The sequence below is a fragment of the Candidatus Njordibacter sp. Uisw_002 genome, assembly GCF_047730155.1.
In the GTDB taxonomy this organism is placed as follows: Bacteria; Pseudomonadota; Gammaproteobacteria; order Pseudomonadales; family Balneatricaceae; genus Njordibacter.
Genome location: NZ_CP159832.1, coordinates 1,230,228 through 1,248,092 on the forward strand (window position 1 = coordinate 1,230,228; position 17,865 = coordinate 1,248,092).

The 17,865-nt window shown below is 40.8% G+C and carries 15 protein-coding genes; 9 read left to right on the top strand and 6 right to left on the bottom strand.

Annotation, left to right across the window (positions count from 1 at the left end; genetic code table 11):
• Window position 1: 1 nt before the first annotated feature.
• Both ABXT42_RS05835 and htpG read left to right on the top strand, forming a co-directional pair.
• A complete protein-coding gene (locus tag ABXT42_RS05835) occupies window positions 2-769 on the top strand; it encodes a DUF599 domain-containing protein (RefSeq protein WP_443627220.1) in 768 nt (255 codons plus the stop codon).
• A gap of 153 nt (window positions 770-922) precedes the next feature.
• The gene (htpG, locus tag ABXT42_RS05840; RefSeq protein WP_443627221.1) at window positions 923-2,824 is read left to right on the top strand and encodes a molecular chaperone HtpG; all 1,902 of its coding nucleotides are present in this window, start codon (window positions 923-925) and stop codon (window positions 2,822-2,824) included.
• 270 nt (window positions 2,825-3,094) lie between these two features.
• Here htpG and ABXT42_RS05845 read toward each other — a convergent pair whose 3' ends face one another.
• Entirely contained in the window at window positions 3,095-3,415 is a 321-nt protein-coding gene (locus ABXT42_RS05845) for an ArsR/SmtB family transcription factor (RefSeq protein ID WP_443627222.1), read from the bottom strand.
• Window positions 3,416-3,621: 206 nt separating this feature from the next.
• Window positions 3,622-4,443, bottom strand: a complete 822-nt coding sequence (xthA, locus tag ABXT42_RS05850; protein WP_443627223.1) for an exodeoxyribonuclease III — start codon at window positions 4,441-4,443, stop codon at window positions 3,622-3,624.
• Window positions 4,444-4,593: 150 nt separating this feature from the next.
• On the opposite strand from xthA, the gene gorA reads away from it, so the two are divergent.
• Window positions 4,594-5,943 (top strand): glutathione-disulfide reductase, encoded by a 1,350-nt coding sequence (gene gorA / locus ABXT42_RS05855; protein WP_443627224.1) that lies wholly within the window; start codon window positions 4,594-4,596, stop codon window positions 5,941-5,943.
• A 76-nt stretch (window positions 5,944-6,019) separates the two neighbouring features.
• On the opposite strand, the gene ABXT42_RS05860 is transcribed toward gorA, so the two are convergent.
• Together ABXT42_RS05860 and ABXT42_RS05865 are read right to left on the bottom strand one after the other, a co-directional pair.
• Window positions 6,020-7,207, bottom strand: coding sequence for a cation:proton antiporter (locus tag ABXT42_RS05860; RefSeq protein WP_443627225.1), 1,188 nt, complete (start codon window positions 7,205-7,207; stop codon window positions 6,020-6,022).
• A 2-nt stretch (window positions 7,208-7,209) separates the two neighbouring features.
• Window positions 7,210-8,571 (bottom strand): MATE family efflux transporter, encoded by a 1,362-nt coding sequence (locus ABXT42_RS05865; protein WP_443627226.1) that lies wholly within the window; start codon window positions 8,569-8,571, stop codon window positions 7,210-7,212.
• A 172-nt stretch (window positions 8,572-8,743) separates the two neighbouring features.
• On the opposite strand from ABXT42_RS05865, the gene nfuA reads away from it, so the two are divergent.
• Window positions 8,744-9,337: a Fe-S biogenesis protein NfuA gene (nfuA, locus tag ABXT42_RS05870; protein ID WP_443627227.1), complete on the top strand. Its 594-nt coding sequence runs from the start codon at window positions 8,744-8,746 to the stop codon at window positions 9,335-9,337.
• An 82-nt stretch (window positions 9,338-9,419) separates the two neighbouring features.
• On the opposite strand, the gene ABXT42_RS05875 is transcribed toward nfuA, so the two are convergent.
• Entirely contained in the window at window positions 9,420-10,499 is a 1,080-nt protein-coding gene (locus ABXT42_RS05875) for a 3-deoxy-7-phosphoheptulonate synthase (protein WP_443627228.1), read from the bottom strand.
• A gap of 150 nt (window positions 10,500-10,649) precedes the next feature.
• On the opposite strand from ABXT42_RS05875, the gene dsbD reads away from it, so the two are divergent.
• Complete coding sequence (dsbD, locus tag ABXT42_RS05880) at window positions 10,650-12,497, top strand: protein-disulfide reductase DsbD (protein ID WP_443627229.1); 1,848 nt, start codon at window positions 10,650-10,652, stop codon at window positions 12,495-12,497.
• Window positions 12,498-12,566: 69 nt separating this feature from the next.
• On the top strand, window positions 12,567-13,541 hold the full coding sequence (gene cysB, locus ABXT42_RS05885) for an HTH-type transcriptional regulator CysB (protein ID WP_443629452.1): 975 nt from the start codon (window positions 12,567-12,569) through the stop codon (window positions 13,539-13,541).
• Here cysB and pabB read toward each other — a convergent pair.
• Window positions 13,534-14,916 (bottom strand): aminodeoxychorismate synthase component I, encoded by a 1,383-nt coding sequence (pabB, locus tag ABXT42_RS05890; protein ID WP_443627230.1) that lies wholly within the window; start codon window positions 14,914-14,916, stop codon window positions 13,534-13,536. The genes cysB and pabB overlap by 8 nt on opposite strands.
• A gap of 216 nt (window positions 14,917-15,132) precedes the next feature.
• Here pabB and ABXT42_RS05895 point away from each other — a divergent pair, with 216 nt between their 5' ends.
• The 3 genes from ABXT42_RS05895 to prpC are packed head-to-tail and all read left to right on the top strand — an operon-like array spanning window position 15,133 to window position 17,864.
• Window positions 15,133-15,819: a GntR family transcriptional regulator gene (locus ABXT42_RS05895; protein ID WP_443627231.1), complete on the top strand. Its 687-nt coding sequence runs from the start codon at window positions 15,133-15,135 to the stop codon at window positions 15,817-15,819.
• A 14-nt stretch (window positions 15,820-15,833) separates the two neighbouring features.
• A complete protein-coding gene (prpB, locus tag ABXT42_RS05900) occupies window positions 15,834-16,712 on the top strand; it encodes a methylisocitrate lyase (protein WP_443629453.1) in 879 nt (292 codons plus the stop codon).
• Window positions 16,713-16,736: 24 nt separating this feature from the next.
• A complete protein-coding gene (gene prpC, locus ABXT42_RS05905) occupies window positions 16,737-17,864 on the top strand; it encodes a bifunctional 2-methylcitrate synthase/citrate synthase (protein ID WP_443627232.1) in 1,128 nt (375 codons plus the stop codon).
• Window position 17,865 lies beyond the last annotated feature (1 nt).

Consider the following 17,865-nt stretch of genomic DNA (forward strand, 5'->3'; position numbering starts at 1 on the left):
TTTGATAGATTCTATAGGCAACTACATTACCATGGCACTGTCAGATCAAGGCGCAAACTTGATGGCTTTTTTGTGGTTTGTGATTGCCGCACGTGGATATCAAACCTATGCAATTGGCGCCTCTAGACGTAAAGATTCTTTGGCAGGGGTGTTGCATGCATACCGTCAAAGATGGATGGTGCGGATGATAAGCCGCGAGATGCGCATGGCAGACATAGGCGCCGTGGCTAATTTAGAGCGCTATGTGACCTTGTTTGCATCATCTAGTTTACTTATTTTGGCAGGCTTAGTGACGTTGGTAGGTTATACTGATGATATGGTACACATTGGGCGTGGTATTCCATTTTTGCCACCTCAAACGCCTCTAGAGTGGCAATTTAAGTTATTCTTTTTAACGCTGATGTTTGTGTATGCTTTTTTTAAGTTTACTTGGAGTCTTCGGCAATATGGGTTTGCGTCCGTAATGATTTCTAGCGCCCCTGTGGTATATGGGGATATCTCTGACAACAAAGATCTTATGGATCATGTGAACCGTTCTGCTAAAATGTTATCAATGGCAGCCAATAACTTTAATTTTGGGCTACGTGCATACTATTATAGTCTGGCCGTTTTAACCTGGACTATTCATCCTTTCGTGTTTATGGCTACGACCTGTGTGGTTGTGTATATTTTATATATCCGTGAGTTTAGCTCCAGTTCACTTGCCGAGCTGAAAGGCTCTAACGACTCTAAAAATCGCAAAACTTTGGTTGATTATCATCTCATTTAGCTAGATTCTATTTTTTATTAAATGTTTAGCTATAAACCATCTGTTGTAGCTTGAAATTATTCAAGACACCCCCATCATTGTCCCCGTAACCATTTACTAGCGCATAGCGCAGCCCATGATTTACGAATCATGTTTACGGAGAAACAACGCCCAATGAGCACTGATACTCAAACTGAGACTTTAGGTTTTCAAACAGAAGTTAAGCAGCTTTTACATTTGATGATTCACTCCCTGTACAGCAACAAGGAAATATTCCTACGCGAGCTTATTTCTAACGCCTCAGATGCCGCAGATAAGATGCGTTTTGCAGCTGTTTCTGATGGCAGCCTTTATGGCGATGATAGTGACCTTGCCATCCACATTACGTTCGACAAAGAAGCCAATACACTAAGCATTAGTGACAATGGAATCGGCATGAACCGTGCTGATGTAATAGACCATTTAGGCACGATTGCGAAGTCTGGCACCTCTGAATTTTTGCAAAATCTTACCGGTGACCAACAAAAAGACTCACAGCTCATTGGCCAATTCGGTGTTGGCTTTTACTCATCGTTTATCGTTGCTGATGAAGTAGAAGTAATTACCCGAAAGGCTGGATTAGACGCTTCAGAAGGTATTTTATGGCGCTCAAAAGGTGAGGGCGAATTTGACATTTCTCAAGTAGAAAAGCCAACTCGTGGCACACAAATCATCCTACACCTTAAAGCTGATGAAAAAGAATTTGCAGAAGGTTTTCGTCTACGCAGCCTAGTACGTAAGTACTCTGATCATATATCTATCCCTGTCATCATGATGAAAGAACATCATGGCGAAGATGCAGACACAAAGGAACCTGAAGAAGAAACTGTGAACTCAGCGACCGCTCTTTGGACTAAGTCTCGTTCAGAGGTAAAAGACGAAGAGTATCATGAGTTTTACAAACATGTATCCCACGACTTCCAAGACCCGCTATCATGGGCTCACAACAAAGTTGAAGGCAAGCTAGAGTACACAAGCTTATTGTATATACCAGCCAAAGCTCCGATGGATATGTACCAGCGTGAGGCTACTCGAGGCTTAAAGCTTTATGTACAACGCGTATTTATCATGGATGAAGCTGAGCAGTTTTTACCTATGTACTTGCGCTTTATTAAAGGTGTAGTAGATAGCAACGATTTATCTCTCAACGTGTCTCGTGAAATATTACAAAAAGACCCTGTCATTGATTCAATGCGTGCAGCATTAACTAAGCGTGTGCTTGATGTCCTAGCAAAGATGGCAAAAAAGCAGCCTGAACAATACGCTACATTCTGGAAAGAGTTTGGCCAGGTAATGAAAGAAGGCCCTGCTGAAGACCATAATAACAAAGAAAAGATTGCTAACTTATTGCGCTTTTCTTCTAGTATTGATGACAAGGTTGACCAAACTCACAGTTTGGCCGATTACAAAGGCCGTATGCAAGAAGGTCAGGATAAGATTTATTATGTTGTTGCAGATAATCATAATACTGCCAAGAACAGCCCCCATTTAGAAATTTTCCGAAAAAAGGGCATCGAAGTATTACTGCTTTCTGAGCGCGTTGACGAATGGCTTATGTCTCATATGATGGACTTTGACGGTACGCAATTACAAGACGTAGCTAAGGGTGCTCTAGACCTTGGTGAAGTAGAAGACGAATCTGAAAAGAAAGTACAAGAAGAAAAAGCAAAGCAATTCGAAGGTCTTGTTGAACGGGTAAAAGCCTTACTTGAAGAACAAGTAGAAAGTGTTCGTATTACTCATAGATTGACAGATTCGCCAGCATGCTTAGTTGTTGGTGAAGATGATATGGGCTTACAAATGCGCCGTATTATGGAAGCCGCGGGGCAAGCAATGCCAGCGACTAAGCCAACATTTGAGCTTAACCCAGAGCACCCACTGGTTGCTAAGCTTAATGATGAAGCTGATGAAGCGCGCTTTGGTGAACTTACCAAGGTACTGTTTGACCAAGCTCAGTTGGCTGAAGGTGGGCAGCTTGAAGATCCAGCAGCTTATGTATCACGTCTTAATAAGCTGTTATTAGAGCTAAGCGCGTAATTAAGTCACAGTATTTAAAAGCCCTCGCCTAAATTGCTAGCCGAGGGCTTTTTTGTGTCATGATATAATTTAATGACTACAGTTAACTGTGAATGGGCAGGTGTCTATTGGAGGGTATGTTGTCAAAAAATACTATCAAAATTTTCGTTAGGCCAATACATTAGCGAGCACCACACTTAGGTAATTGATCTTATAGCACTCATTAAGTTAACCTAGATCCCAAAAAACATGGACCCAGGGGGAAATAGTTCGGCTTGGCATGAGTCAATATTAGGCACAATATAATTCGTGTAATGTTTTGATTACTTTTGATGCACGCACATCTGAAAGTGAATAGTAAATGGTTTGCGATTCTCTTCGAGTTTTAACTAAACCATCTTTTCTAAGCACGGCTAAATGCTGAGATAAGGCGGACTGGCTTAAGTCTAATTGTTCATTAATGTCTGTGACAGAAAGTTCTTTACCTTCCAAGCCACATAAAATGAGCAAACGACTTTCGTTAGCAATTGCTTTGAGCATTTTAGCTGCAATTTTCGAATTCTCTTTAAGATCTGCTGCGACCTTAGTAGCTTCTTGATTAGGGGCTGACATTGCTTACCTACTCCATTTTTAACTTATTTTATTAGTTTAGAGAATAACTTCACCATAAGCCAGAAAATATAACAAATGGTAAATCTTATTTGCACTATACCTAATAAAGATTAAAAAAGGAACTAATACTTCTTGTATTATTACATTATTACAATTTAAATAAGTATAAATGACCACCAATCAAAGTGATCTAAGAGGCTAGTAATCTAGCGCTCACCAATATCCAGTTCCACAAAAATGGGGCAGTGGTCAGAAGGCTTCTCCATCCCCCGCACGTTATAATCAATATCCGCTGTTTTACAGTGGTCCATTAAACGGTCTGTTAAAAGTATTTGATCAATGCGCAAACCACGCCTAGGTTCGCGCTCAAAACCTCTGCTGCGATAATCAAACCATGAATAATCTTGATCTTGTGGGTGCAATTGACGGTAGCTATCTGTTAAACCAAACTTATACAAATCACTAAGCCACTCGCGTTCTATTGGTTGAAAGCTTGCTTTACCTGTTTTAAGCCAACGCTTGCGATTGTCATCCCCTATGCCAATATCAATATCTTGAGCTGCAATATTAACATCGCCCATCACAACTATGTGATCAGTGCTATTATATTGTGTATTCAAAAGGTTCGTTAAACCTTTATAAAAATCTCTCTTAGCAGGAAACTTGCTAACGTGTTCTATGTTTTCCCCTTGCGGAAAATAGCCATTAAATACGGTCATAGTATCTAAATTTGGTAATTGCAACACAGCACCTACAAGGCGCTTCTGCGAATCTTCAGTATCTCCTGGCAAACCTTTAATCACCTTAAGTATGGGTAGATTTGTCATCAATGCCACACCATAGTGTCCTTTTTGTCCGTGAAATATAGTTTCGTAACCCAGCCGACGTGTTTCTTCTATAGGAAATTCTACATCCTGTACCTTAGTTTCTTGTAAGCCAATTACTGCTGGTTGATATTGCTCAACAATAGCTTCTAGTTGAGGTATTCGTGCGCGTATACTATTAATATTGAAGGAAACTAAATGCATTTTTTTAACTCAGATAAGTCAATGAAAACCAACAATAAGGTTGGAAGGTTGCTAGAATTTGTATTATTGTAATGCAAATAATGAAAGGTTAGAACTCAATCATTAGATTATGTGCGTCCAACTGTAAACAATCCTTAGGAATATGTTTTTATGAAGTTTGATTTTGATGTTTTTGTTATTGGTGCAGGTTCTGGAGGGGTAAGAGCTGCCCGCATGGCAGCAGGTGAAGGGGCTAGGGTAGCTATTGCTGATGACCATGCTCTTGGAGGAACATGTGTTAATGTAGGTTGTGTGCCTAAAAAACTGTACACCTATGCGAGTCATTTTAGTCATGATTTTGAAAATGCCAAAGGTTTTGGTTGGACATTAGGTTCTGCAGATTTTGACTGGCCAACACTTGTGGCAAACAAAAAGAAAGAAATCTCTCGCCTTAATGGTATTTATGCCAATTTATTAAATAATTCAGGTGCTCAAATCATCCGCGGCTATGCCTGCTTAAAGGACGCAAATACAGTCACTGTAAATGGCATTGACTACACTGCAAAACGCATAGTAATCGCAACAGGTGGGACTCCTAACATTCCTGATGTAGATTATTCTGACTTGCTCATTAGTTCAGATGATATATTTGACCTTGTAGAGTTTCCCAAACGTCTTCTAGTTGTTGGAGCCGGTTATATCGCCCTTGAGTTTGCGTGTATTTTCCAAGGCTTGGGCTCTCAGGTGCAGGTGTCCTATCGTGGCGATTTAATTATGCGCAGTTTTGATGAGGATGTAAGGCGCTTTGTTGACCAAGAAATGTGTAAGCAAGGCATTGAAATGAACTATCAAAGTCAAGTCAATAATGTTTCACGCCAAGATGACCAAAGCTTGTTAGTCACCTTTGCAGATGGCTCCACTAAAGTCGTTGACCAAGTGCTTATGGCTATTGGTCGTAAACCTAGGCTGGCTGGTATTGGTTTGGATAAGTTAGGCATAGAGACCACAACGTCAGGCACCATTGCAGTTAATGAAAACTTTCAAACAAACATCAAAAATATTTATGCTTTGGGTGATGTTACCGGTGGTATTGAACTCACTCCAGTAGCCCTAGCTGAGGCGATGGTTTTAGTTAATCATTGGTATGGTGATGGCACAAAACGTATGGATTATGATCTGATTCCAACTGCCGTTTTCACTCAACCCAACGTAGGCACAATTGGCTTGACAGAACATCAAGCCAAAGAAAAACATAATAACATCACCATTTATCGTTCAGACTTTAAACCAATGAAGCACACCCTTAGCGGCAGTGACGAACGTAGTTTTATGAAGCTCATTGTTGACGCGTCTACTGACAAAGTAGTGGGCTTGCATATTGTAGGAGAGGGTGCGGGTGAGATGTTACAAGGCTTTGCCGTGGCTATAAAAGCTGGCGCAACTAAAGCAGACTTCGATGCCACTATCGGTATTCACCCCACTAGCGCAGAAGAATTAGTGACAATGCGCACGCCAAGTTAACCCAAAGTTTGACTACTTTAATTAAAAAAGCCCCATAAATCTTCAAAATATTTATGGGGTTTTTTTAGTAATATTTTTAATCGTGTCTTAAATGATCTTTTACCGCAATGGGAGATTTAAAATTCCATACAACTAGATAAGATGATGCAACAAAAGTAATTATTGCAGTGGCCTGTATGAGCAATGACGCAGACTCACTAATAATCATACTGGAAGCGGCTAATGTGGCAATCAATATAGAAAACTCACTAGTTTGCCCCAATCTAAAACCAACTTCCCAAGATGTTGCTTTAGATTTACAAATAGGCCTAATCAGAAATCCAAACACGACAGGCTTAATGGTTACTACTAAGATCACTAACACCGAACATTGAAGCCATATAGAGCCCATCAGCGGAAAATTAAAGCCAGCACCTATTGAGAAGAAAAATAACACTAAAAAGAAGTCTCTAATCGGTTTTAAGTTAATAGCAATATACTGACTTATGACACTAGAGGCTAAGCTTACACCTGCAATAAACGCTCCGATTTCTGCAGACAAACCTATACTGTGCGCCAGTTCAGCCAAGCCTAAGCACCAACCTAATGCCAAGAGGAATATATATTCATGAAAGCGGTCAAAGCGGGTAATTAAGGGCAATAATATCCAACGAACAAATCCTAAGGCAGTAAACATGAGTAACGGCAAGGCGGCAAGACTGATTAGTAGGTCTGTGTTTAGAGATAGCTCTAAACCATCACTTAATTGAGCACCTACAGTGGTTAACAAGGTTAATAGTATGATTGCCAATAAATCTTGTAACAACAGTAAACCTACGACTAGCTCACCTGTTTGTTTATGATGTAACACTGTTGTTGGGAGTAACTTAATGCCAATAATAGTGCTAGAAAACATGGTGGATGCACCAATAATTAAGCTGTCTACAGTGCTAAAGCCAAACAAATATCCTACCATAAACCCTAAAAGAGCAAAGGCTAATGAGCTAATAAAAGCAACCATAGAGCCTTTTTTTAACATCTGTAACAAATGACTAGGTTGCATATCTAGGCCGATAAGAAACAAAAGAAAAATAATACCAATGTGTGAAACGTCAGCTAATAAATTAGTATCTACCACCCAAGCCAGGCCAAACGGACCCAACAGTGCACCTAATACAATATAAGCTAAAAGCAATGGTTGCCTAAAATATAATGACAAAGTAGCTAGTATGGCTGCGCCTGTAAATATTAAAAAAAATGAAAAAATAACTGATTCCGTGTGCATACTTATTCCTTATTGAAGGTACTCATTTGACCAATTAAAGGGCCCTTTATGAAACGTCGCCACATCCACCAAAAACAAAAAATTGTAACAACTCGATAACCTACGTGCAGCCACCAAACAGTCATAAAACCATAGGCGGGTGACAACCAATACAACAGTGGTAAAAAAACTAACCATTGACTCGCGCTCATGAGTAGCAAAACAGTTTTTCGCTGCCCAGTTAACAATACAAATCGACCTAAAATAATGATGCATGCTTCTAACACCATAGCTGCCGCGTACCAAGGTAACGCTGCTATTGTAAGTTGCTGTAATTCACGATTGACCAGCAAAAGTTGCGCCAACCATGGTGCGGCAAAACCCACAAACAATGCTAAAACTGAGACGCTTAGCACGCCAGTATGTAAAATGAGCTTACTCCATTTTATAATGTATTCTTTATTACCATTGGCTAGGGCTGCACCTAGCAATGACAGGGCTGATTGTCCCAAACCGATAGCAGGAAGAATCAACACCAGGCCCACATTAAGTACAGAAAAAGAAGCTGCCATCACGGATGCACCAAGTAAACTTATTATCCACAAAAATACAGCCAAATGAAGTGAGAAAATGAACTGCTGAAGCATAGGGGGCCAAGTGAACCTCAACAACAATTGCCAATGATTCAAGCTAAATAAAGCACTACTGATGCTGGCATTACTAGAACTTTTTTTAAAGAGCATCAACGCTTGTAAAAACACCCCTAACCAGACAGCAATACTAGTGCCTATTCCAGCACCAACCGCTCCCATCGCAGGCAATCCACCCAAACCATAGATAAGGCCATAACTTATTGGTACGTTAGCTAAGTGAGCCAACAAGAGGATCTTGGTATATTGCCATGGTGCTCCTAGTTCACTCCAATAAATTCTAGCACCAATACTCAATGCAATTGCAGGCAAAGCCCAAAGGCGAGCTTGTGCATAATCTGCCGCAAGAGTATTGATACGATCATCCAATACAAACATATTGATCAAATCATCTGTGATATAACCACCTATGGCACCTACAGTAATAGAGATAACTACAGCGTAAGCTAAGCCTAAGAAAAATAGTCTTGGGTGAGTTTGACCATGCTTAGAGATGAGGTTATGCCAGCCAGTACCAAAGCCTGTAATAAGGGCTACTAAAATAAATACTAGATAACTTCCAATGCTTACACTAGCCAAAGCCAAACCACCTAAATGCCCTACAAGTGCCGTATCCACTAAGCTTAATAAAGACTGTGACAACATTGCGCCACTTAATGGAACTGCTATACGCCATAAATTGGGCAATGTGGGTTCACTTAAAGAGTGATGATTGGCTGCTTGATCATTATTCATGGTTTATTGCTTAACAGATACCTGATTGAAACATAGGCCTATAAAGATAGTATTATATGCTTTTTTAACTAGTCTTAAAATGAATACCCAAGTAAAACAGTAGGGTATATAATAGTGCCATAGTTGGGCGACCCAAAGTTGCTCATGTAGTTGGCAATAAAGGAAATATACAGTGGATTACATAGACATCACCCCCAGTGCTCAAGACTATCTAGCAGAGTTGCTTTCAAAGCAAGATGTAGAAGGTATCTCAGTGCGTATTTTTGTTACTGATCCAGGCACTCCAAATGCTGAAACTTGTTTGGCCTATTGTCGCCCAGACGAAGTTAAGATTACTGATGAGTTTACAGATTTAGAAAAGTTTCGAGTGTACGTAGATCCTGCCAGTGTAGATTACTTAGAAGATGCCTTTATCGACTATAGTTCTGATCGGATGGGTGGACAGCTTACGATCAAAGCCCCCAATGCTAAAATGCCACAGGTTACGTCAGATAGCCCACTGGATGCCCAAGTAAATTACTATTTATACACCGAAATCAACCCAAGCTTAGCTTCTCATGGAGGCGATGTAAGTTTGGTAGGTGTTGTAGCAGAGGAAGAAGGCAACGTGGCAGTGCTGAAATTTGGTGGCGGTTGCCAAGGGTGTAGTTCTGTTTCCTTAACGCTGCAAGAAGGCGTTGAGAAAACCTTGAAAGAACGTATCCCAGGAATCCATTCAGTTCGTGACGTTACAGATCATTCTAATACAGAAAATGCCTATATGTAGGCATTTAAGATATAGCCGTTTAAAGCTATGTTCAAACAAAAAACCAGCTATTTATGCTGGTTTTTTTGTTTTAAAGCGGAGGTTAACTTAAACGCGAGCGGTTAGGTAAAGACAGTTTCAACTGTGAAGCCAGTTCACGCATGCTAGTTTGGGTTGTATCCCAATCTATACACGCATCAGTAACAGAAACCCCATATTGTAAATCTGACAAGTTGTCAGGAATAGATTGATTACCCCAATTAATATTACTTTCAATCATCAAACCAACAATAGAATCATTGCCTTCATTAATTTGTTGTGTGATGTCTTCCATCACTAACGTTTGATTTGCTGGATCTTTACTAGAATTAGCATGGCTACAGTCGACCATAATATTGCCAGACAAGCCGTCTTTTTGAAGTGCTTGCTCACATATAGCAATATTAGCTGCATCATAATTAGGCTTACCACCGCCGCCTCTTAATACCACGTGACCATATTGATTACCGGTAGTGCGTGTAATAGACACTTGCCCATGAGGGTTGATGCCTAAGAAAGAATGTGAGGACGCCATAGATTCCAAAGCATTAAAGGCAACCGTTAAGCCGCCATCAGTACCGTTTTTAAACCCCACAGGACAAGACAATCCAGAAGACATTTCACGGTGAGTTTGCGATTCGGTAGTACGAGCTCCAATGGCTGCCCAGCTCCATAAATCAGATTGATATTGTGGTGAAATTGGATCCAGTGCTTCAGTGGCTAAGGGTAAGCCCATGGCTGATAGATCTAACATGAGCTTACGGCCAATATGTAATCCTGTTTCGATATCAAATGTACCGTCTAGGTGAGGGTCATTGATCAGGCCTTTCCAACCTACTGTAGTGCGGGGTTTTTCAAAATACACCCTCATAACAATATATAGTGTATCTTTTAATTCATCTGCTAGAAGGGCTAGACGACGACCATAATCTAACGCTGCTTCTGTGTCATGAATAGAGCAGGGACCAATCACTACAAATAAACGATGGTCTTTTCCATCCAATATATTTTTGATTGTTTGACGAGCTTGCATCACACCATCTGCGATCATACTTGTAGTTGGCAATTGGTTTTTTAAATCTTCAGGCGAGGTAAGTACCTGTTGATTCGCGATATTCAGGTCTTCGATGCGACGATCGGTCATAATGGGTCTCTATAAAATAACTAAAAGTATTAAGGGTAAAAGATTGGCTTATGGCTAGCTCTAAACGCTATAATTCAGCCGTCCTTTTTAACACAAAAAAAGGTCTACAAACAAATGAAACTCATATAAATCGAGCTTTTGAGAAAAATTATGGAAAAACTGGGTATAAATCATCACTCAGCCTTCATTATGCAGGTGTTTGCCTTGTGCGTTGGCGCATTATTGTCAATGCAGGTACATGCAGCATTGTTTAGCACTGTAAAACATCCCATGCCAGCAGATCAAGCGTTTGCTGTTACGATTGAACAAAGCAATGATAAAATAGACATAGTATGGAGCATTGCTGATAATTATTATTTATATCAAGACAAACTTGCCTTCACCACATCTAATGGTCAGCCTTTAAGTAACCTAGCATTACCTCAAGCTGTAATAAAGCAAGACCCTACATTTGGCACGACCAAAGTGTATTATAATCAGTTACATATTACTGGGACGCTGCCCAGTGCACTCACTAAAGCAACCTATCTAACCATTCATTACCAGGGATGTTGGAACGGGGGAGTTTGTTATCCTCCGCAGACTAAAACTATGGCGCTTGCAGATTTTGTAACAGTGGCATCAAGTAATTTACCAAAAGCTCAAGAAAATACAGACTGGACTAAGACTACAAGCACTAATGCAAATTGGTTCTTACAAAATCTTGAAAACACTAACCTTACTACTTTGTTAGTTATTTTTTTCTTAGCAGGGCTAGCTTTAGCCTTTACACCATGTGTGTTACCTATGGTGCCTATTTTATCAAGTATTATAGTGGGCCTTAGCCCTAAGCCTGGGCCAGGTAAAAGTTTCCTACTCTCTTTGGTGTATGTTCTAACTATGGCAGCCACATACAGTCTGGCTGGTGTCGTTGCTGGTTTGAGTGGATCAAATATTCAAATAGCCCTGCAACACCCCGCGGTAATCGGTACCACCGCAACCTTGTTTGTTTTCTTTGCCATAGCTATGTTTGGATGGGTTAATGTGCAAATGCCACAAGGTATCCAAAATAAAATCAATACAGTTAGCAACAGACAGCTTGGTGGTCAAGCCACTGGAGTTGCTGTTATGGGGGTATTATCTGCGCTCATAGTAGGCCCTTGTGTCGCTGCCCCATTAGCAGGTGCGTTATTGTTTATTGCACAAGCCGGTGATGCAACCACTGGTGGCTTGGCTTTGTTTGTCATGGGCTTAGGCATGGGTGTGCCGTTACTTTTAGTAGGCACCTCAGCCAGCAAATGGATACCTAAAACAGGTCCCTGGATGCATCGAATTAAGGTTGGTTTTGGCTTTTTAATGTTATTAATGGCGGTGTGGATGACCGATCGTGTTTGGCCTGAACTAAGCTTGATATTTGTGGCTTTAATTACCATTGTACTGGCTTTTGTTTTAGCCTTACACCATCGCTGGAACCCCACTTTAGAATCACTTTCTGCCGCTGTGATCAGCTACACACTAGCTATGTTTTTAGGCCTTTATGGCATTCTTTTAGTCGTTGGGCAATTAGCTGGCACAGGGTCACTATTAAAACCTTTAGGTGTTTTAGTTAGCCCGTATGAAGGAACTGAGGTTTCTAGTGAAGGACAACAGGGTAAACAATTTATTTTAACCAAAGTATTACCCGAAGCCGTAGCGCCGATATTAGCCCAAGCTAAGCTGGATAAGCAGCCTGTGATGTTAGATTTCTATGCAGATTGGTGTATTTCGTGCAAAGAACTGGATGCCTTTGTATTTAAAGATCAACTGGTTCAGTTGGCTTTAGCAGATTTCAAAGCGATTAAAGTAGACGTCACACTTAACACCAAACAAGCGCAGAAACTGATGCAGTCACTGCGCTTAGTAGGCCCTCCAGCATTAGTTTTTTATACAAGTAAGGGTGAGCTATTTTCAGAAACTGTGATTGGAGTGCCAGCTGTTGATGATTTGGTTGACCTTTTGCAGCAAGTAAATAGTCTATAATTATACCTATATGCTTTTTGGTTATATATGGTATTATTTAAAGATCGTTCTTTAGGACACACCACGCTTATGAAGTTACAGCAGCTAAAATACATTTGCGAAGTAGAAAAAAACAACCTTAACGTTTCAGCGACGGCCCAAAGTCTATACACGTCTCAGCCTGGTATTAGTAAGCAGATTCGCTTACTTGAAGACGAGTTAGGTGTGGAAATATTTGCTCGAAGTGGCAAACACCTCACCCATGTGACGCCCGCTGGCAAATCGATTTTAGAGTCTGCCTACGACGTGCTTTTAAAAGTAGACGGTATTAAGCGCAAAGCCCAAGAATATACTGATGAAACTAAAGGCTCCTTGTCTATTGCCACAACACACACCCAAGCACGCTATGCTTTACCTAAAGTGATCAATAATTTTATTGGTAAATATCCAGATGTTTCTTTGCATATGCAGCAGGGCACACCTAAGCAAATCTCTAGTTTAGCGTCAGATGGCGAAGTTGATTTCGCCATCGCCACAGAGGCGATTGATCAGTTTAGTGATTTATTAATGATGCCATGCTATCACTGGAATAGATGTGTGGTTGTGCCTAAAGATCATCCTTTAGCCAAAGTAGAAAAACTTACTCTTGAAGAGTTGGCTAGACACCCGATTGTGACTTATGTATTTGGTTTTACTGGGCGCTCAAAACTAGATGATGCGTTTAACAATGCCCGTTTGGAGCCGAAGGTTGTATTTACTGCAGTTGATTCTGATGTCATTAAAGCTTACGTTAGACTAGGTTTAGGTGTTGGTATTATTGCCACTATGGCTTATGAACCGGATCTTGATAGCGATTTAGTGGCTTTGGATGCAAGCCATTTGTTCGCCTATAGCACAACTAATATTGGCTTTAGAAAAGGAACGTTTTTAAGAGGGTATATGTACGATTTTATCGAAGCTTTTGCGCCTAACCTTACTAGAAGCAAAATAAATCAAGCTCAGCTGTGCCGTAACCAACAAGAACTTGATACATTATTCGAACGCAAAGACCTACCCATTAGGTGAGTTGACGTAAACTATCAAGCAGGTTGTTGACCTTATCAAAGGTTTCTTGATACTCAGCATCGCACTGTGAGTCAGCCACTAGACCACCACCAGCCCAGCAGTATATGTGACCTCCATCATCACCTTTAGCATCAGTGACTAATGTACGGATACAAATGTTTGTATCCATACGTCCATTAGTGCTGATGTAGCCAATAGAACCAGTATAAGCATTACGTCGATGAGGTTCTAGCTCTTCAATAATCTCCATAGCTCTAAGCTTAGGCGCACCGGTAATTGACCCCCCAGGAAATGCGCCTTTTAACAAAGGTAATATTTCTTCACTGGATGCAATTTCCCCAGTAACCGTGGTAACCAAGTGATGTACGTTACTATAAGTCTCAATAGCAAACAGCTTTGGCACTTTAACGGAAAAGGGCAAGCACTGCTTGCTCAAGTCGTTGCGAAGTAAATCAACAATCATAATGTTTTCAGAGCGGTCTTTAGCACTTGCAAGTAACTGTTCACAAAAAAATTGGTCTTGCTCGTGAGTAACACCCCTGGGACGAGTGCCTTTAATCGGCTTAGTTTCCACCTTACACTGATCTACTTGCAAAAAGCGTTCTGGAGATAGGCTTAATAAAGCACCTTCTTGAGTTTCCATGTATGCACTAAAAGGTGTGGGAGAAGCCATCCTAAGCTGTTTATATGCTTGCCAAGGATTGCCATTATAAGGGGCTTCAAAACGCTGAGCTAAGCAAACTTGATAACAGTCTCCAGCATGAATATAGTCAATCACACGATCAAATTTATCTGCATATTGTTTTTTTGTCATGTTGGAAACAAAGTCACTTTTTAGACTAAATCCTTTACCTTGGAAAGGTTTAATTTGCAGAATATTTTCTGTTAGGTTTTGAGTGTTTAATGCGTCAAGCTGGCTAACTAAATAACTTTTTTGCAATTCATGGTCAGTAATTATGGCCCAAGGGTAAATACCTATGCATAGGTGTTCCATAGAAATATCAGCTGAAGCTGTTGATGGTATTGATTCTATAGAACGGCCTAAGTCATAACCAAATAATCCTGCAGCACCACCAGTAAAGGGGATGCCTTGAGCTTCCACAAGTTCGCTGGTATCGGTTAATAACTCACTTAACAATACACCTATTAAATCGAAAGGGTCGACTTGGGTAGTTTTAACGGTGTTATTTTTCTCAACTTTAGTTACACCATCAGTGTGGCTTATCACCGCTAGTGGGGAAGCCATAGCAATATCATAGCGTCCAAAGTGACTGGAGGGACGACTAGAATCCAACAATAAGGGCATAGGCATGTGCCGTATGGCTTCAAAATAGTGGCAGGCGCTTTGTGTGAATGGCAAGTTAATTATATGCACTGTAGAACTCTTAAAGAGTAGTAAAGGTCTATTCTAACTCCCAAGTTGTGGCGGAACTAGGGGGTAGTCTAATAAAGGATAACAATATTAACCAATGTCCCTGTAAGTCTTTGTCAATAGCTATTATTGTCTACAATATTAGATCAATGTCTAATTTGACGAGGGTTATAAGGTGATTTATAATACTTTCTACATAAATGTGTAGACAATATGCTTATGCAAGAAGAAATAACTACCTTAGCCAAAAAAGTCTGTGATCGTATCGTAAAAGACATCATTACAGGCACCATTGCTCAAGGCCAAAAACTTAATGAACCTGAACTTGCGCGCATTCACGGCATAAGCCGTGGACCATTGCGAGAAGCGATGAGCAGACTTGAATCTATGCGTTTGATTACTCGCACACCCAATATAGGCGCAAGGGTAGTCAATCTATCTTATGAAGAATTATTAGAAATTTATCAAATAAGAGAGTCTCTGGAGGGTTTAGCTGCAAAACTTGCAGCTAAAGCGATGACAGTTGAAGAAAAGGGCAACCTAAGGTTGCTGCTTAATAGCCATCGGAAACACATTTTAGACACCCAAGGTCAGTCCTATTTCCAACAAGAAGGTGATGTTGATTTTCATTACTGCATTGTTCATGGCAGCAAAAATAAACGCCTCATCGATATGCTTGCTGGAGACTTGTATCAACTTGTTCGTATGTACCGATATCAATTTAGTTTATCTAGCAATAGGCCTCAACAAGCCCTAAAAGAACACGACCAAATCTGTAGCGCTATTGAAGAAGGGGATGAAGATTTAGCTGAGTGGCTAATGAAACGTCATATCAATAACGCCCGAAACAACATCATGCAACGCATGCAAATACAATCACCCATACAGGATGGAAATACTCAATGAGCAAAACTATTAGAATGAGCCAAGGTGCTAAGTTTCGCGCAGCCATTAGCAACAATGATCCATTGCAAATTGTTGGCACCATTAACGCTTATAGCGCAATGATGGCAGAAAAAGTGGGCCATCAAGCTATTTACCTATCTGGTGGCGGTGTAGCTAATGCCTCATACGGCTTACCAGACTTGGGAATGACAAGCCTGAACGATGTGCTGGCTGATGCTCGCCGCATCACTGCGGCTTGCGATTTACCTTTGTTGGTAGACATTGATACCGGTTGGGGTGGGGCATTTAACATTGCTCGAGCCATTAAAGGCATGGAATCAGCTGGCGTAGCAGCTGTTCATATTGAAGATCAAGTAGCGCAAAAGCGCTGTGGTCATAGGCCTAATAAAGAAATTGTATCTACTCAAGAAATGGTAGATCGCGTTAAAGCTGCAGCAGATGCTCGTATTGATGACGACTTTTTCATCATGGCCAGAACAGACGCATTTCAAAAAGATGGCTTACAAGCTGCCATAGATCGTTCTCAAGCATGTATAGAAGCTGGAGCTGATGGTATTTTTGCAGAAGCTGTTCATGAGCTGACTGATTATGAAGCTTTTGCTAAGGCTATTACGATGCCTTTGCTAGCTAACATTACAGAATTTGGTGCTACCCCTTTGTATAACAAAAGTGAATTGGCCAACGTAGGTGTAGATATGGTGCTTTACCCTTTAAGCGCCTTTAGAGCTATGAATAAAGCAGCCCTTAATGTGTATGAACACTTATTGGCTGACGGCGACCAAAAAGCGGTCATTGATACGATGCAAACTCGCATGGAACTTTATGACTTTTTAGATTATCACTCGTTTGAAGAAAAGTTAGACGAATTATTTGCCGCTGGGAAAAACCTGTAATTACATCTTGGAAAGGAGAAGAAAATGAGTACTAAAACTATATCTGGTGCCGGGCTTAGAGGTCAATCTGCAGGGTCTACCGCATTGTGTACCGTGGGTTTAACTGGCACTGGCCTAACCTACCGTGGTTACGACATTAGTGAATTAGCAGATAATGCTAGTTTTGAAGAAGTCGCCCACATGTTGCTTAAAGGCCACTTACCAAATCAAGCAGAGCTTGATGCTTATACAGCAAAACTCAAGGGCATGCGTCACTTGCCTCAAGCTCTAAAAACAGTGCTAGAACAAATACCTGCCAGTGCCCATCCGATGGACGTGATGCGCACAGGTTGCTCTATGTTAGGTAATTTAGAGACCGAGATTGATTTTTCTATGGAACAGGAAGTTACAGAGCGTTTATTAGCTCTATTTCCAGCTATTATTTGTTACTGGTACCGCTTTAGCCATGATGGCGTTCGCATTGAGACTGAGACTGATGATGACTCCCTTGGTTCTTATTTTTTACACTTATTACATGATAAGAAACCTAGTAAGCTGCATAGTAAGGTTATGAATGTGTCATTAATTTTGTATGCAGAGCACGAATTTAATGCTTCTACCTTCACCGCTAGAGTATGTGCTTCTACTTTGTCTGACATGCATTCATGTGTTACTGCAGCGATTGGAAGCTTAAGAGGTCCGTTACATGGTGGGGCAAACGAAGCTGCTATGGACATGATCGAACAGTGGAAAACACCTGATGAAGCAGAATCAGACATCATGGGCATGCTTGCTCGTAAAGATAAAATCATGGGCTTTGGCCATGCCATTTATCGTGAGTCTGATCCACGTAACGTAATCATCAAAGGTTGGTCAGAAAAACTGGCTGAATCAGTCGGTGATACTCACTTGTATCCAGTGTCTGTACGCTGTGAAGAAGTCATGTGGCGTGAAAAGAAACTTTTTTGTAATGCAGATTTTTTCCATGCCTCAACCTATAGCTTTATGGGCATTCCTACCAAGTTATTCACGCCTATTTTTGTGATGTCCCGCTTAACAGGCTGGGCAGCTCATGTAATGGAGCAGCGCACTAATAACCGCATCATTCGCCCAAGTGCTGATTATACCGGCCCTGAAACTGCCCAGTGGGTAGATATTGAGAAAAGAGATTAAT

Excerpts from the sequence above, each read along its gene's own strand:
- gorA (WP_443627224.1), top strand. The coding sequence starts at position 4,594 with ATGAAGTTTGATTTTGATGTTTTTGTTATTGGTGCAGGTTCTGGAGGG.
- ABXT42_RS05875 (WP_443627228.1), bottom strand. The coding sequence starts at position 10,499 with ATGACCGATCGTCGCATCGAAGACCTGAATATCGCGAATCAACAGGTA.
- htpG (WP_443627221.1), top strand. The coding sequence starts at position 923 with ATGAGCACTGATACTCAAACTGAGACTTTAGGTTTTCAAACAGAAGTT.
- ABXT42_RS05845 (WP_443627222.1), bottom strand. The coding sequence starts at position 3,415 with ATGTCAGCCCCTAATCAAGAAGCTACTAAGGTCGCAGCAGATCTTAAA.
- ABXT42_RS05865 (WP_443627226.1), bottom strand. The coding sequence starts at position 8,571 with ATGAATAATGATCAAGCAGCCAATCATCACTCTTTAAGTGAACCCACA.
- ABXT42_RS05860 (WP_443627225.1), bottom strand. The coding sequence starts at position 7,207 with ATGCACACGGAATCAGTTATTTTTTCATTTTTTTTAATATTTACAGGC.
- prpC (WP_443627232.1), top strand. The coding sequence starts at position 16,737 with ATGAGTACTAAAACTATATCTGGTGCCGGGCTTAGAGGTCAATCTGCA.
- prpB (WP_443629453.1), top strand. The coding sequence starts at position 15,834 with ATGAGCCAAGGTGCTAAGTTTCGCGCAGCCATTAGCAACAATGATCCA.
- ABXT42_RS05895 (WP_443627231.1), top strand. The coding sequence starts at position 15,133 with ATGCAAGAAGAAATAACTACCTTAGCCAAAAAAGTCTGTGATCGTATC.
- dsbD (WP_443627229.1), top strand. The coding sequence starts at position 10,650 with ATGGAAAAACTGGGTATAAATCATCACTCAGCCTTCATTATGCAGGTG.
- cysB (WP_443629452.1), top strand. The coding sequence starts at position 12,567 with ATGAAGTTACAGCAGCTAAAATACATTTGCGAAGTAGAAAAAAACAAC.
- xthA (WP_443627223.1), bottom strand. The coding sequence starts at position 4,443 with ATGCATTTAGTTTCCTTCAATATTAATAGTATACGCGCACGAATACCT.